Source organism: Bacteroides fragilis NCTC 9343 (genome assembly GCF_000025985.1).
In the GTDB taxonomy this organism is placed as follows: domain Bacteria; phylum Bacteroidota; class Bacteroidia; order Bacteroidales; family Bacteroidaceae; genus Bacteroides; species Bacteroides fragilis.
Genome location: NC_003228.3, coordinates 530601 through 544561, shown reverse-complemented (window position 1 = coordinate 544561; position 13961 = coordinate 530601). Strand labels below are relative to the sequence as shown.

Annotated in this window: 15 protein-coding genes, 2 tRNA genes and 1 pseudogene; 8 read left to right on the top strand and 10 right to left on the bottom strand. The window is 38.8% G+C overall.

Annotated elements, in window-relative coordinates; all coding sequences use genetic code 11:
* Positions 1-82: 82 nt before the first annotated feature.
* From BF9343_RS21570 to BF9343_RS02160, 3 genes are all read right to left on the bottom strand, one after another.
* Positions 83-1504, bottom strand: a complete 1422-nt coding sequence (locus BF9343_RS21570) for an energy transducer TonB (RefSeq protein ID WP_050757543.1) — start codon at positions 1502-1504, stop codon at positions 83-85.
* 351 nt (positions 1505-1855) lie between these two features.
* Entirely contained in the window at positions 1856-2443 is a 588-nt protein-coding gene (locus BF9343_RS02165) for a tyrosine-type recombinase/integrase (protein WP_010992052.1), read from the bottom strand.
* Positions 2444-2551: 108 nt separating this feature from the next.
* Positions 2552-2854, bottom strand: a complete 303-nt coding sequence (locus BF9343_RS02160; RefSeq protein WP_010992051.1) for a hypothetical protein — start codon at positions 2852-2854, stop codon at positions 2552-2554.
* Positions 2855-3025: 171 nt separating this feature from the next.
* Between BF9343_RS02160 and BF9343_RS02155 the strand changes: the two genes are divergently transcribed.
* The 5 genes and pseudogenes from BF9343_RS02155 to BF9343_RS24245 form a co-directional block, all read left to right on the top strand.
* Complete coding sequence (locus BF9343_RS02155) at positions 3026-3316, top strand: helix-turn-helix domain-containing protein (protein WP_005778918.1); 291 nt, start codon at positions 3026-3028, stop codon at positions 3314-3316.
* A 248-nt stretch (positions 3317-3564) separates the two neighbouring features.
* The gene (locus BF9343_RS02150; protein ID WP_224223183.1) at positions 3565-4359 is read left to right on the top strand and encodes an AAA family ATPase; all 795 of its coding nucleotides are present in this window, start codon (positions 3565-3567) and stop codon (positions 4357-4359) included.
* A complete protein-coding gene (locus tag BF9343_RS23865) occupies positions 4356-4580 on the top strand; it encodes a helix-turn-helix domain-containing protein (RefSeq protein WP_224223184.1) in 225 nt (74 codons plus the stop codon). The genes BF9343_RS02150 and BF9343_RS23865 overlap by 4 nt, the downstream gene beginning before the upstream one ends.
* 92 nt (positions 4581-4672) lie before the next feature.
* Complete coding sequence (locus tag BF9343_RS23565) at positions 4673-4834, top strand: hypothetical protein (RefSeq protein WP_164088336.1); 162 nt, start codon at positions 4673-4675, stop codon at positions 4832-4834.
* A pseudogene (locus BF9343_RS24245) lies at positions 4791-5612 on the top strand (recombinase family protein); the annotation flags it as partial. The gene BF9343_RS23565 and the pseudogene BF9343_RS24245, both read left to right, overlap by 44 nt.
* 805 nt (positions 5613-6417) lie before the next feature.
* Here the strand turns inward: BF9343_RS24245 and BF9343_RS02145 are convergent.
* The 7 genes from BF9343_RS02145 to prmC form a co-directional block, all read right to left on the bottom strand.
* Positions 6418-6501 (bottom strand) — tRNA-Leu (locus BF9343_RS02145).
* A gap of 14 nt (positions 6502-6515) precedes the next feature.
* Positions 6516-6588: transfer RNA gene (locus BF9343_RS02140), tRNA-Gly, on the bottom strand.
* A 144-nt stretch (positions 6589-6732) separates the two neighbouring features.
* On the bottom strand, positions 6733-8076 hold the full coding sequence (gene argH / locus BF9343_RS02135) for an argininosuccinate lyase (protein WP_010992049.1): 1344 nt from the start codon (positions 8074-8076) through the stop codon (positions 6733-6735).
* 5 nt (positions 8077-8081) lie between these two features.
* Entirely contained in the window at positions 8082-8492 is a 411-nt protein-coding gene (locus BF9343_RS02130; RefSeq protein ID WP_005796501.1) for an SRPBCC family protein, read from the bottom strand.
* Between the two features lie 99 nt (positions 8493-8591).
* Complete coding sequence (gene pyrE / locus BF9343_RS02125) at positions 8592-9230, bottom strand: orotate phosphoribosyltransferase (protein ID WP_005784381.1); 639 nt, start codon at positions 9228-9230, stop codon at positions 8592-8594.
* Between the two features lie 95 nt (positions 9231-9325).
* A complete protein-coding gene (locus BF9343_RS02120; RefSeq protein ID WP_005784379.1) occupies positions 9326-9790 on the bottom strand; it encodes a regulatory protein RecX in 465 nt (154 codons plus the stop codon).
* Positions 9787-10623 (bottom strand): peptide chain release factor N(5)-glutamine methyltransferase, encoded by an 837-nt coding sequence (prmC, locus tag BF9343_RS02115; protein ID WP_010992048.1) that lies wholly within the window; start codon positions 10621-10623, stop codon positions 9787-9789. Before prmC ends, BF9343_RS02120 begins: the two co-directional genes overlap by 4 nt.
* Before the next feature lie 53 nt (positions 10624-10676).
* On the opposite strand from prmC, the gene ribD reads away from it, so the two are divergent.
* The 3 genes from ribD to BF9343_RS02100 all read left to right on the top strand — a co-directional run bounded on the left by ribD (position 10677) and on the right by BF9343_RS02100 (position 13953).
* Positions 10677-11717 carry a bifunctional diaminohydroxyphosphoribosylaminopyrimidine deaminase/5-amino-6-(5-phosphoribosylamino)uracil reductase RibD gene (ribD, locus tag BF9343_RS02110; RefSeq protein ID WP_041926163.1) on the top strand — a complete coding sequence of 347 codons (1041 nt, stop codon included), beginning with the start codon at positions 10677-10679 and terminating at the stop codon, positions 11715-11717.
* A 138-nt stretch (positions 11718-11855) separates the two neighbouring features.
* A complete protein-coding gene (locus tag BF9343_RS02105; protein WP_010992046.1) occupies positions 11856-13214 on the top strand; it encodes a DUF6242 domain-containing protein in 1359 nt (452 codons plus the stop codon).
* Between the two features lie 4 nt (positions 13215-13218).
* Complete coding sequence (locus BF9343_RS02100; RefSeq protein WP_005784372.1) at positions 13219-13953, top strand: isoprenyl transferase; 735 nt, start codon at positions 13219-13221, stop codon at positions 13951-13953.
* Positions 13954-13961: the final 8 nt, after the last annotated feature.

Here is a 13961-nt window from a genome sequence, read left to right as displayed (position 1 = left end):
GGTGGAAAATACCACCGCTTAACACTCTCACTTCTTCTTGAAGTCTTTACTACTTGATTGTTTAGTTGTATCAATAACTCCATTACAGATAACCTGTTTCGAAGGTAAAAGAAATTGTGGCATACGCTTTGATAGGATTACCTTTTTCATCTGATGCAGGAATAAATTCAGGTAATAACATAAGTACACGCAAAACTTCGTTATCAAGGGATTGATGTACACTCTGAACAATTTTAAAATTAGATAAACTACCATCCTCGTTTACAAGAAATTGTACTACAACTTTCCCTTTAATATTACTTTCTTGTGCTAAAGTAGGGTACTTTACGTTCTTCATAAAGAAACGGGGTAAACCTGATTCACCTCCCGAATATTGAGGCTTTGCAACCGATTGTCTCCCTCCAAAAGAATAGGAGATTGAGAAGCTATATTCTGTAACTGATTGTTCCAAATGCCCCTCCTTTCTATTAATTTCGGAAGATATTACCTTGTTATCATTACTTTTTATTTTTGTGGATATTGATTGTAATGAATTTACAGAACCATTCCCACCCTTGACTGCTTTTATACGAAAGTGCGAACTTCTTTTTTGATACCCTATCCCCCACCCATCAGATGCAAACATCAGCGATGCAGCATATCGAAAATCGTCATTGTATAATGTTCCTGTCCAATAACTTAGCTTTTGGTTATTGTTCATAATTAAAACACCACTTCCCGTATTTACTGCACTATATGAATGTGATACAGGAAAAAATAATTTATTACCGTTTATTTTGCTTGTAAGCATGTAACCACAAATTTCCATTGAGTTGGATTGACTTGAAACTTTTTTAAAATACTCACCCCTATTATCTTTTATCAGCTTCCTATCCATATCCAAATAAAGAGTAAAATCCCAAAATTTCAATACACCGTTAGAATAACTATACAACCCTTCAAATAAGACCTTACCTTCAGATGAAAGCACATTTACTAATAAACCATCTATCTTAACAGAAAGCCATCCTCCAAACGTTCTTTTCTGAGTATGGATAACATGCTGCCACATCCATTGACCTTGCAACCATAATGGCACTCCATTTTCATCCACACTATTCAATTTACGTGGAATTTTCACAAACTCCTCTGAGCAATTCTTAAATAATCGGTCTATTTCTGTATATGTAGGTAATCGATATGGTTTTCCTAATTTCGCTCTTACAATATCATAATCTTTATTACCTGATATTTCTTTAAGAGAATTGACTCCACCATAATCATTCAAATTATCCCCCGTTACTTTTCCTGTTATATCCCCCCAACCAAACTGACTGCCAAATTCTCCATAGTCAGCAATTTTAATTTCTCCGTTTTGTAACAAGACCATATCTCCTGTTGACCAATAAAGAATATCTCCATTATCGGCACGAACTCCCATATCCACAAAATCCCAATTATCTGCATACATGTTCAAAGATAACAGACTAAAAAAAAAGCAAAGATTAACAATGTGTTTCATCATATTAAAATAAACACCTTTGGCTCTATCAGTATGTTTTTTAGGTTTATAAAAAGAAGTGTGAGCCAACTTAACTTATCCCATTAGTAGGCTCTCGACTGCCCTGTGACGAATAAGAAAAAGTCGCTCACACCTTAGGCAGTATATATTGTTGGAAACATATATAACAAACCTAAGGAGAACGTTTTCCGTTATTCCTGCCACATGGTGAGTTGTCGAGATTCACTAATGCAGAATAGCTAAACGCTTCCTAAATTATGTAGTTGCTATTTGCAACGGTACAAAAATAGTAAAAGTTCAGCGAAAACGTTATCTGTGAACGGCTTATTTTAATGTAAAAGAACTATTCTCTGATTAAAAAGACAACATATCATACGTTTCAAGTAATTCCTCTGTCCGCAATCCCAAATACCTACGTGTAGTCATTACATCAGCATGATTAAACAATTCTGATAGTTTGATGAGAGCAAATTCAGAATTTTCTCCAGCAGCCTCAACAACTTTGCGCCCAAATGTTTTTCGCATTGAATGAGTAGAAAAGTGTTCCACCTTCAATCCATATTGGTTTTTTATTGACTTGAATAACACATTGATTCTTTGTGTAGAATACACCGTCTTTTTGCGACTAATGAAGCACTTCTCATTTTTATCTGTTACACCTAAAACCGTATAACAATCAGCAATGTGTTTTTGAAAATTTGAATTGATTTTTATTTCACGTCTTTTTCCCGTTTTCTTTTCTATGATAACAAACTTTTCATCATTTAATAACATAGACCACGTAAGAGCGAGAATATCTGATATACGTAATCCGAAGAAAGAGCCACAGCCAATCAATAGAGAAAAACGGTATTCCTTATCACGGTACAACTTTCTGACTAACGAAAGCATTGTGTCCCACTCTATATAATCACTTGTTACATAACTGTTCTTTAAACTCATAATATTCTCTTTTAATGGAAATCTATCGTTTTTGAATCTAACACAAACCTATTTGTCATTAAATCACTGATAATCAATTCATATTCAAAAGTTACAGAAGTGAATATTTCAATCTCCACAATATCGACCAGTACCATAGCCCATTGCTTTTGATATTTCATCACTTGTGAGACCTCTCTCCCAAGCTCTTTCATCTCTTCTTTGGTCTACTCCCTCTTTATGTGCAATCCAGCTCCCTGCAATCATAGCATCAAGCTTTGCTGCTTTTTCTTCACGAGCTCTAACAGCATCATGTTCCCAACCCCAAGCTGCTCTCAGACATTCACTCCAAGAACGACCTTTTCTATGAAACTCACTACCATATAATCTATGGGCATCTTTCATTACTTGTTGCTTATTGTATCGTCTCATAAATCGTAGTGTTATTGATTACTTATTACACTACAAATGTAGCGCTTTCAATATACATATCAAAATAAAAATGTATATTATTAGAACTACATTAACTTCTTTTATGTATTGCAATCAATATACAATTTAAAACTAAACGTATATTTGCATACATAATACAAAAGAAGAGTTATGGGACTACGAATAAAAGAAGTTATCAAAGAAAAAGGAATGACTGTTCAGACATTGGCTGACAAAATGGGAATTAATAGAGTAGGATTATCTAACCATATTAATGGAAATCCTTCCGTAGCCATTTTGGAGAAGATTGCCATAGCACTAGAAGTATCAATTCAAGAGTTGTTTGAAAAAGAGCCAAATAAGAATATTAATGGCTATATTGAGATTGGAACAGAAATCTTTAAGATTACATCCTTTCAAGATATGAAGAACATTATTAACCGCTTTAATAGTACTGAGTAAGTAAACTCAGTACTTCAACAATCACTCCTGCCCCTAAAACCCCATCCTCCTTCCCTGAAATCCCCTCAATTTCTCCCCAAAATCCCCTGTAAAATCCCCTGCTTATTCATAACACGCTGTATATCTGAACAATACAGACTCAACTCGCAAAATAGTAGTTATTAGCCCATTTCATAGCTATATCTTTGCAATATCGAAAGAGCTCAAACGATAATAAATGATATTGTAAAACGAATAAAATCAGAATAATGAAAATAGATAATAACGAGACTGTATTTGATTACAGCACTATGAATGAGATTATTAATGAGGGTATGAAAGAAGAAAAACGCAAAGCGTTATATAAGAATTTATGGTTTGAAAAGGAACTTACCATTTTATTCGGAGAAACAAATTGTGGTAAAAGCTTACTTGCACTTCAAATAGCAGAAGAGATTGCCAAAGGTGGCGAAAAAGTAATGTACTTCGATTATGAAATGAATATGTCCCAACTATGCGATAGATATTCCAATGAAGAATGTACAAAACGATATGAATTTTCCGAAAACCTAATCAGAGCAAGAATTGATTTTGATTTGGAATGTGATTTTAAAGCACGAAGAGAAAGATTATTTATGCGACTGGAAGAGGCTGCAAGCAAATCTAACATAAAAGTCTTCATCGTTGATAACATCACGTGTCTACATCCTAATTTATCTGATACGGAACAAGCTGCAAGGTTCACCATTGAATTTAGGACATTTATGAACAAGTTAGGCGCAAGCATTCTTTTGTTAGGACATTCTCCAAAACTGCAAAGTAAAGGAGTTATCACATTAGATAGACTTGGAGGCAGTAAGCAAATTAGCAACTTTATAGATGCTTGCTTTTGTATCGGGAAGACCACAGGAGAGATAAATAAAGTTTATATAAAACAACTAAAAGCCCGAAGCTGTCCCATAACTTTACATGAAGGGCGTGTCCTTGTCTGCTCTATAGAGAAACGAGATGATTGTTTTATTGAATTCAAGGAAGAAGGCTATGCCGATGAAAAAAATTATTGAAGGGGGAAGCTGATATTACCCCTGAAAAAGAAAAAGCCCATCAACTTTACAAAGAAGGCAAAAGCTATAGAGAAATAGCTAAAATCATCGGTAAAAGCGATAAGACTATCAAGAAATGGATAGAGGAATATGAAGAATATTGTGCCAAGCACGAAGCTAATGAAGAAGTTGAGAACGAATTTTCTGAGGTGGATAGTGCGGAAATGCGGAGTGCGGAATAGTGAAATGCAAAATAATACTAATAAACAGTCTAACATTCACTTTCTTTTTCCCTTTAATTTACTAATAATGAACTTTGTAATAGAAATACAATATGAATGCACAGTATTTAAACTTAGATACCATCAAAGAGAACCGCAACTTCAAAGGAATATCCCAAGAGGATGCAAAAGAATTAATTGATACACTATATGCTTTTTCACTTTTGAGCTATGAGGCATATAACAAAAAAGATACACAATATGGAGAATTTTGAATTAAAAGGCTTTGCTAAAGGCAAAAAACAGCAAAAAGAACAAGTAGGCGGCAATGCCATCATCTATACCCGTGTTAGTTCCAGTGAACAAGTAGACGGTCAAAGTCTAGAGGTGCAAATAGACAAATGCAGAGAGTACGCAAACATGCACTCATACAATATTGTCGGTGAGTTTGGAGGAACATACGAATCAGCAAAGAGCGATAAGGAACGCAAAGAATTTAGCCGTATGTTAGCCTTCATCAAGCAGAGTAATAAAAAAGGCAGTAGCCAAGTAATAAAAACCGTCATAGTGTTCAGTACCTCCCGTTTCAGTAGAACGGGAAGTACAACCATTATTGAAGAGGTAGAAGCTAGAGGAGCATACGTAGTATCTGCAACATCAAATTATGACCCACGTACACCAGTCGGAAAGTATATGCAACTCATGGAACTTGCAAATGCAAGGTTTCAAAATGACGAAAAGAGAGCAACAACTGTTGAAAACAGCGTAAAAGCATTACTAAAAGGTAGATGGATTGGTAAAGCTCCAAGAGGATATGACCAAAAGACAACAAAGAAAGAGCAGATTATAACCATCAATGAAGAAGGGAAACTAATAAGAAAAGCATTCCTTTGGAAAGCCAATAACAAACTATCTAACGAAGAAATCAGGCATAGACTGGCAGCAGAAGGTTTCCATATCTGTAAACAGAAGCTATCAGAACTGTTCAAGAACCCTTTTTATTGTGGCTATATGGCACATAAATTCTTGCAAGGGGATATTGTACAAGGAAATCATCCTCCATTGATACCAAAAGAAATTTTCTTGAAAGTAAATGGAGAGTTATCCAAAAACCATAGTGGATATGAACAAAAGATAGATAAGGAGTATGCACCATTACTAGGCAGCATCAAATGTCCCTGTTGTGGCAATAATCTATCCGCAAGTATATCAACTAAGATGCGAAAGAAATTCGGGCGTACCGATATTGGTTATTATGTTTGCAGCCGCAAAGGATGCAAGTATAACAGTTCAACCAAAAACGTACATGAAGCCTTTGAGGAAGAAGCAAACAAGTATGTACTATCTGATAAAGTCTCAGAACTTTTAAAACTGCAACTAACCATCACCTTTGAAAACATGAATAAAGAAAATAAAGAAAGAGCCCAGTCCATCAAATCCAATATCAAAGCAAAGGAAAAAGAACTGGAGCAAGTCGAAACCAATTATGCACTTTGTTCCGATACAAAGAAACAAGAGATTTGCGTAAAGGTAATGACGAGATTAGAGGCAGAAATCAGAGGTTTACAGGTAGAATATTCAAAGGTGAACACAGAAATATTGAACCTTGATAAATTCATTGATTATGCGTTCGCAATGCGTTCTAACTTATTCAATTTATGGGAATTACAAGGATTAGAAGGAAGAAGGAGATTGCAGAAATTGGTATTTCCTGACGGATTTATCTACGACAAAAATAACGAGCATATTGAACCTAAAACAGTCAATCAATTCTTTATGCTAAACTACTCATTTCCAACGAATAATAGGGATAAAAAGAGAGAGACGAACAGTGAAAATCACCGTTCGTCCCTTCAAGTACTCGAAGCGGGACTTGAACCCGCACAGCCGCAATGGCCAAAGGATTTTAAGTCCTTCGTGTCTACCATTCCACCATTCGAGCATCCTTTCAAAGAGAGCGGAAAACGAGACTCGAACTCGCGACCCTAACCTTGGCAAGGTTATGCTCTACCAACTGAGCTATTTCCGCATTTTTTCAACGGGTGCAAAGATAAGTAGTTTCTACCTTTCTGCCAAACTTTTTCCGATGAAAATATTTCAATAAAGGTGGAAAAGGATATTTTATAATCAAAGACCATGCAAAAGAGATAACTCTATGCATGGTCTGGATGGATCATTTACGCCCCAACAAGGTCTTCTCCGCCTGTTCCATACCTTGAAAGTTGAAACCCTCGATGGTACGTTGCATCAATGCGGAAATCTCATCATTACACAAATTGCCAATACTTCCTTCATGGGTGTGATGTACTTGCTTGTCATGCGAAAAGTGACCGGCTTCAATATCCAGCCCTACTTTCTTATAAGCATCCCGGAATGGCATACCTTCACGTGCCAGACGATTCACCTCTTCTACACTAAAAATAAAAAGGTATTTATCATCATCGAGGATATGCTCATTCACCTTAATTTCATTCATGATATAGGTAGTCATCTGCAGACAATCTTTCAACTCCTGAAAAGCCGGTAAAAAGACTTCCTTTATAATCTGTAAATCACGGAAATATCCGGAAGGCAGATTATTGGCAATCATCATAATCTGCTGCGGCAACGATTGTAACTTATTACATTTGGCACGTGTCAGTTCGAACACATCCGGATTCTTTTTATGTGGCATAATGCTTGATCCGGTTGTACATTCATCCGGCAACTTCACGAAACCAAAATTCTGGCTATTGAATATACAAGCATCAAAAGCCAATTTAGAAATCGTTCCTGCAAGCGTAGCCAAGGCAAAAGCGACATTGCGTTCCATCTTTCCACGTCCCATCTGGGCATACACTACATTATAGTTTAAAGAATCGAATCCCAGCAATTCCGTAGTCATCGTGCGGTTCAGCGGGAATGAAGAGCCATATCCGGCAGCGGAGCCCAAAGGATTCTTATTGCACATCTTAAAAGCAGCCTGCAGGAAAAGCATATCATCTACCAAACTCTCAGCATACGCTCCAAACCAAAGCCCGAACGAAGAAGGCATCGCAATTTGCAAATGAGTATAACCCGGCATCAGAACATTCTTGTAACGCTCACTTTGACGAATCAGAACATGAAACAATTGCTCTACAGCCTCTGCTACTTCTCTGATCTGAGTACGAGTGAAAAGTTTCAGATCAAGCAACACCTGATCATTACGAGAACGCCCGCTATGAATCTTCTTACCGACATCACCCAAACGACGCGTAAGCATCAGTTCTACCTGCGAGTGCACGTCTTCAACTCCTTCTTCTATTACAAACTCGCCTCTCTCCGCAGAAGCATATATATCTTTCAGTTCGGTCAGCAACTGAGCTAATTCTTCCTTTGTGAGCAATCCGATACTTTCGAGCATCGTGATATGAGCCATCGAACCAAGTACATCATGCTTTGCAAGATAAAGATCCATCTCACGGTCACGTCCAACGGTAAATCGCTCTATATCCTTATTTACCTCAACTGATTTTTCCCAAAGTTTCTGTGCCATAGCTATTAATATTGTATCATAGATAACATATCAGCCATCTTTTCCAATCCTTCATTCAAAGGTTTCTGTACCATCGCTTTCATAAACGGATTGATTTCCAGCCCAATAGTTACCTTTAGTTTACATTCTTCTTCGGATACAGCCACAAGCTGAATCCACATATTAAAAGGTAGAGGCGAATTGGTAGTCTCAAACTTAATACATTTACTGGGTTCCCGTTCAATAATTCTCAGGGTCAGTTGTCCTACAGGATCCACATTGAAACTAAGTGTATCAGTATCGAAACTCATATTTTTCACTTTGTCTTCGGGCAAACGATCTTTAATAGCTTCCAGGTTACTAAGATCGGCAAGTTTCTCGTACACACGTTCCTGGCTATAAGGTATCACCTTGACACTACTTTCAAATTTAGTCATCTTATTTATCTTACTTATAAAGAAAAAAGAAGAACAATCCGAACAGATTCTGTCCGAATGGCTCTTCTTTCTATATTTTAATCATCAAAAAAATCAGTTTTATTTTCCGGTTTCCCAATGAGCCGGATCCTTGCGCCATTCGTTTAACGTTGCAATGTCTTCTTCTTCAATATAACCGGTACGAAGTGCAACATCTAACACAGCTTCATAATTAGTCAATGTTACCAAAGGCACTTTAGCATCTTTAAAGGCCTGTTCGGCAACAGGAAATCCGTAAGTATAAGCAGCTACCATACCAATAACTTCGCAACCATCCCGACGAATAGCTTCTACAGCTTTTAAACTGCTTCCACCGGTAGAGATTAAATCTTCCACAACAACGACTTTCATTCCCGGACGAAGTTCGCCTTCGATAAGATTTTCCAGACCATGGTCTTTCGGGGTAGAGCGAACATACACAAACGGAAGATTCAATGCATCAGCCACTAAAGCCCCTTGAGGGATAGCCCCCGTCGCAACTCCGGCAATAGCATCTACCTGTCCGAAACGTTCCAGAACCAAACGTGTAATCTCGAACTTAACAAAACTACGAAGAGAAGGATAAGAAAGGGTTTTACGATTGTCGCAGTAAAACGGTGATTTCCATCCGGAAGCCCATGTAAACGGATTTGCCGGTTGAAGCTTAATAGCTTTAATCTTCAACAACTTCTCGGCGAATAATCTCTCTAAATTTTTCATAACTAAACTAACTATGATAATTACAGGATGCAAAAATACGGAAATGGAACGAGACTAAAAAGAAGAATCCGTATTATTTTTTTGTTATTTGTCACTTACTCTTCTTCTACCTGCACACAGCGACGGATATCGTCCATTTCAAATCCTCTACTCATGGCAAAACGAATCAATTTCCCATTCAGCTCGAATTCATCTTTGGCATGTATACTTTTACGTTTTGCTGCTATCAGATCTCCTAAAATCGCAAGATATTCTTCCCGGTCAATGTCATTCAGATACCTGTAAGTTACCTCACGAGGAATTTTTTTCATATACAGAGCTTGTGTAATCTTCATTTTACCCCATTTGGCAAAACGGAACTTATCGTTGACAAACGCTCTGCAATAACGTTCTTCATCAATAAACTTCTCGACAACAAGACGATCGATGATTCGGTTAATCACTTCATAAGGTAAGCCCCATTTCTGGAGTTTTTCATTCACTTCGGCTTTACAATGTTCGGCTGCGGAACAATAGGCAGCCATGCGATTTAACGCTTCTTCTTCTGTTATTGTATTCATCGTTTGGCGGTTACAATTCGATCATTACCCGATATATCTTTTATCAAACGGAGTTCTTCGTACCCTTGTTCGTGAAGCATTTGGAGAACCTCTTCACCATAAGCCCGATTGATCTCAAAATAGAGCCTGCCGTGCAGGCGTAACATTTTTCTTCCTAAAGATGCGATACGCCGATAAAAGCGCAACGGATCATTGTCCGGCACAAAAAGGGCCAGTCTGGGCTCCCAATCTAACACATTGGGTTCCATTTCGTTTTTTTCGCTCTCTGTAACATAAGGAGGATTACTGACAATCATATCATATTGATCATCACCAACAGGTTCTGCAGACAGAACATCCATTTTCTCAAAATGCACTCCGGCCTTCAATTCCCGATTATTCTCCCCGGCAATGGCAAGAGCCTCTTCCGATACGTCCCATGCGGTGACCACAGCCTGCGGAATATGTTTAGCCAGACTGATGGCAATACACCCGCTACCGGTTCCTATATCCAGCAAACGGGTACCGGTTGCAGCTTCTTTCACTATCAGATCAACCAGCTCCTCAGTTTCAGGACGAGGAATCAACACACCCGGAGCTACCCGAAACATAGACCCATAAAAACAGGTTTCGCCCTGAATATATTGGATCGGCTCGTTTTTCTTCAATCGTTCGACAATGCTTTCTAAATCACACTGCTCGTTTGCAGATAATGTTATATCTTTGCCCAGATAATAATCAATAGCATCCTGACCCAGCAGATCACAACAAATGATTTTTGTGAGACTCCTGAGTTCTCCCGGTGGATAAATATCGTGTAAAGCCTGGCGGATATAAGTGGTGACGTGGTTCATTCTCCTTATTTTGGGGTGCAAAAGTACAAATAATATAGCTATCAGCCTAAAAGATGAAAGAAGAAAAATACATGAGGCGTTGCATCCAACTGGCAAAAAACGGTCTTTGCAACGTATCTCCCAATCCAATGGTAGGAGCTGTCATCGTATGTGAAGGACAAATAATCGGTGAAGGCTATCACATCCGTTGCGGAGAAGCACATGCCGAAGTCAATGCGATCCGCTCTGTAAAGGATCCGTCTTTACTGAAACACAGTACTATATATGTAAGTCTCGAGCCTTGCTCCCACCATGGAAAAACTCCCCCATGCGCTGATTTAATCATAGAGAAACAAATTCCCAGGATTGTAATCGGATGCCAAGACCCATTTTCCAAAGTAGCAGGCAAAGGAATCCAAAAGTTACGGGATGCCGGATGCGAAGTCATTGTCGGAGTTCTGGAAACGGAATGTCGCGAACTTATACGGAAATTTATCACTTTCCATACCCTTCACCGCCCTTACATCGTTTTGAAATGGGCAGAATCAGCCGATGGTTTCATCGACCTGGAACGTACGGAAGGACAACCTGTCATATTATCGACTCCTCTCACTTCCATGCTGGTACACAAAAAAAGAGCAGAGTCGGACGCTATCATGGTCGGTACGCGAACCGCACTACTGGACAATCCGGCACTCACGGTACGCAACTGGTACGGACACAATCCGGTGCGAATAGTGATGGACCGTAATCATTCACTCCCTCAAACCTCCCATTTGTCGGATAACAGCGTATCTACGCTCGTTTTTACGGAACATCCCCGTTCCGGAAAAGAAAACCTGGAATACATCACACTCAATTACCAGACAGATATTCTGCCACAAATATTGTCTGCCCTCTATCAACGCAACCTACAGTCGCTGATGATAGAAGGAGGAAGAATTCTTCTGGAGTCATTTATCCGTTCCGGAATATGGGATGAAGTCATCATAGAAAAGAGCGATAAACTGATTTATTCCGGTGTTAAAGCACCTGAAATAAGCGATAAAATTAGTTATTCGGAAGAAAAACATTTCTGTACGACCTTCAGGCATTACTTGAAGAGAAATACCTAAATTCGCTGCATTCAAGGAGTTTTATATCGACAAAATCGAGCAGATTATCTATAATTTTATATAAAACTTCCCTCCAATGTTCAATATAGAGAAAAATGTTCCTATTTTTGCAACTTGTAAATAAACACAATCTTTCAAATGAGAATAAAGTTTTTATCAGTAATTGTAAGTTTCTTCCTTGTATCGTTTGCCGTTACTTCGTGCCTTGACACAGAAGAAATTGAATATAGCCCGGATGCTACCATACACGCATTTGCACTTGACACCATACATGGGGTAAACTATAAATTTACAATTGACCAACTTGGTCCCGATGGAGTAGGACTTATTTATAACCAGGATTCACTACCTGTAGGCTCCGATACAATTATTGACCGTATTCTTATCAAGACACTGACCACAACTTCCGGAATAATCACTGCCAAAAACGCAGAGGGTCAGGATACTCTGTTCAACTATTCCGATTCTATCGACTTCAGAGGCACTATGCAAAAACCGATGAGAATAAAAGTGTGGGCTGCCGACATGCAATATACCAAAGAGTATACTATTTCGGTACGTGTACATCAACAGGACCCGGATTCCATGAACTGGACCAAAATGACAGATAACTTCGCAAACTATAGCGGATATCAGAAATCAGTTACCCTGAATGAAGATCTGTTGATCTATACATCGAATACGACTGCATACCAATCATCCGGAGATGTTATCAGTAAAGGAAGAAGCTGGACACCAGTATCCATAACAGGGCTTCCGGACAACATCAAGCTTTCCTCCATTATTTCTTTCGGCGGAAAACTATATGCCACAAACGGTGAAAGTGCATACGTTTCATCTGATGGAGCATTATGGAATGTTGCAACCGATTTGAATAAAAACGGTAAAGTAGAGATGCTGATCGCCCCTTTCCCGAAAAATGAAGGTAATCTGTTGGGTATCTCCGGAATTGCCGGTATTATTAATAATGGTGATCAATCTACATTTGCCATAACTAATCCTGAAGCAACAGCGTGGAACATTGGTTCCGAAACAGTAGGTGCGGACTTCCCCTTGGAGAATTTGTCTGCAACTTCTTACCTGACAGCAACAGGAATCCAGACAATAGCCGTAATGGGTAACAATCGTAATGCAAACGATACGACTTCCATCGCATGGACCTCACAAGACGGTTTGCTTTGGATACCTTTAAAAACTTCCTCGAGTACCGCCTATTGTCCGAAACTGGACAATCCGTCTTTCTTCTATTATGATAATGCTTTTCTGGCATTCGGAGGAAATTTTGAAACGATCTATACATCGGAAGCAGGTATTGCCTGGTATAAAGCCAACAAGAAAATCTTCCTGCCGGCCGAATTCAAAGACAGAGGAAACAATTACTCAACCGTAGTAGACAAAAATAACTTTATCTGGGTAATATGGAGTAACGGTGGTGCCAACGAAGTATGGCGCGGACGAATCAATAAATTTGGTTTTAAAAGACAGAACAACAACTAACGAAATGTCCTATAAAGAACAAATAGATTTAAACCGGATACCTAAGCATGTAGCAATTATCATGGACGGTAACGGACGGTGGGCCAAACTACGCGGACACGAACGGAGTTTTGGACATCAGGCCGGAGCCGAGACTGTGCATATCATTACTGAAGAGGCGGCCAGGTTAGGAATCAAATTCCTTACTTTATATACCTTTTCTACAGAAAACTGGAACCGGCCTTCGGATGAAGTCGCTGCATTGATGAGCCTCCTTTTCGACTCTATCGAAGAGGAAACATTTATGAAAAACAATATCAGTTTCCGTATCATCGGAGACATCAACAAACTACCTGAGAATGTACGGGAGCGCCTGAATGCTTGTGTAGAACATACTTCCAAGAATACAGGTATGTGCCTGATACTTGCCCTCAGTTATTCTGCCAGATGGGAAATAACCGAAGCTACACGGCAGATTGCCACATTGGTACAAAATGGAGAAATGAACCCTGAAGAAATTACTTCAGAAAGCATTCGGACACATCTGACAACCAACTTTATGCCCGACCCGGATTTGCTGATCCGGACAGGCGGAGAGGTTCGTTTAAGCAATTATCTGCTTTGGCAATGTGCTTATTCGGAGCTCTATTTCTGTGAAACTTTCTGGCCCGACTTTAAGGAAGAAGAATTGTGCAAGGCTATCTGTGACTACCAGAAACGCGAACGCAGATTCGGAAAAACCAGCGAACAAATCAGTTAACTCAAAAC